The following is a 1,708-nucleotide window of genomic DNA, read 5'->3' as shown; positions in this document are numbered from 1 at the left end:
TACTCGCTGGGCGGCACCTACGCGGCGGGCCCCTTCAGCGCGGGCGTGGCCTTGAACGTGTTCAAGCGCGGCACCAACGCACTGCAGGACGCCCGCTACGCCCTGGTGACGGCCTCGTACGACTTCGGCGTGGCCAAACTCTCGGGCGCCGTGCAGAAGGTGCGCAACCTGGCCGGCAACGAGGCCAGCGACCGCACCGAAGCCATGGTCGGCGTCAACGTGCCGGTGGGCGAGCGCAACATCGTCAGCCTGGCGATGGGCCAGGTGCGCACCAACGGCAGCGACGCGCTCAACGCCCACCAGTGGAGCCTGGGTGCAACCCACCTGCTCAGCAAGCGCACCAGCGTCTACGCTGTGCTGGGCCACATCGACAACGGTGCGGCCACCAGCTACACCACCACCACGGCCACCGGCGCCGGCCCCGTCACCTCGGCGGGCCAGGACGTCCACAGCCTGCAAGTGGGCGTGCGGCACGCGTTTTGATTGAGCCCTGCCAGGCTTGCCCCAACCGGGGTGGCCTGAGCTGAAAGGAACGACGATGAGCTACCAATGGAACTGGTCTGTCTTCGGGCAGGAGACGGTGATCGGGGACGGCGCCACCTACGCCGACTGGATGCTGGCCGGCCTGAAGATGACGGTAATGGTGTCGCTGAGCGCCTGGGTGCTGGCCCTGCTGCTGGGCGCGGTGGTGGGCGTGTTGCGCACGGTGCCGAACAAAGGCTTGCGCACGGTCGCCACGGCCTACGTCGAGCTGCTGCGCAACGTCCCGCTGCTGGTGCAGCTCTTCGTCTGGTACTTCATCGTGCCCGAGCTGCTGCCCGCAGCCTGGGGCACGGCCATCAAACAACTGCCGCCCGATGTGCAGCAGTTCGGCGCAGCCGTCATCTGCCTGGGGCTGTTCACCTCGGCCCGCGTGAGCGAGCAGGTGCGCGCCGGCATCGAAAGCCTGCCCATCGGCCAGACCCGCGCCGCCCTGGCGCTGGGCCTGAGCCTGCCGCAGGCCTATCGACTGGTGCTGCTGCCCATGGCCTTTCGGCTCATCGTGCCGCCGCTGACGTCCGAGTTCCTCAACATCTTCAAGAACTCGGCCGTGTGCTCGACCATCGGCCTGCTGGAGCTGGCCGCGCAAGGCAGGCAGCTGGTGGACTACACCGCGCAGCCTTACGAGTCCTTCATCGCCGTGACGGTGATGTACCTGCTCATCAACGTCGTCGTGATGACCCTGATGGGCTGGCTGGAGCGCCGCGTCAAGGTGCCCGGCTACATGGGCCAGTGAGCTGTCATTCAGCGATAAGGAGACCGAACATGGCTTACGAATTCGACTGGTCCTCCATCCCCGGCTCGCTGCCTTTTCTGGCGGAAGGCATGCTGGTCTCGCTGGAGATCACGGCGGTGGCCCTGGTGGTGGGCATGGTGTGGGGCACGGTGCTGGCGCTGATGCGCCTGTCGCCCGTGGCGCCACTGCGCTGGTTCGCCACCGGCTACATCAACCTGTTCCGCTCGGTGCCGCTGGTGATGGTGCTGCTGTGGTTCTTCCTGATCGTGCCGCAGCTGTTCACGCAGTTGTTCAACCTCTCACCCGCCACCGACCTGCGGCTGACCTCGGCCATGGTGGGTTTCGCGCTGTTCGAGTCAGCCTACTACGCCGAGATCATCCGCGCCGGCATCCAGTCGGTGCCCAAGGGCCAGCTGGCTGCGGCCACCGCGC

3 protein-coding genes are annotated in these 1,708 nt (G+C 67.1%); all 3 read left to right on the top strand.

All coding sequences use genetic code 11. The annotated features are described in order from the left end of the window. A partial coding sequence (locus tag B2W70_RS12965; protein ID WP_286746263.1) for a porin occupies positions 1-483 on the top strand: 483 nt, incomplete at its 5' end. Positions 484-538: 55 nt separating this feature from the next. Next, positions 539-1,276 (top strand): amino acid ABC transporter permease, encoded by a 738-nt coding sequence (locus tag B2W70_RS12960; RefSeq protein ID WP_286746261.1) that lies wholly within the window; start codon positions 539-541, stop codon positions 1,274-1,276. 29 nt (positions 1,277-1,305) lie between these two features. Next, on the top strand, positions 1,306-1,708 hold a 403-nt coding region (locus tag B2W70_RS12955), incomplete at its 3' end, for an ABC transporter permease subunit (RefSeq protein WP_286746259.1).

This window comes from Aquabacterium sp. UBA2148 (assembly GCF_002328915.1).
Taxonomy (GTDB): Bacteria; Pseudomonadota; Gammaproteobacteria; order Burkholderiales; family Burkholderiaceae_C; genus Aquabacterium; species Aquabacterium parvum.
Note: the sequence above shows the minus strand (reverse complement) of the source record. Positions and strands in the feature narration are given on the sequence as shown.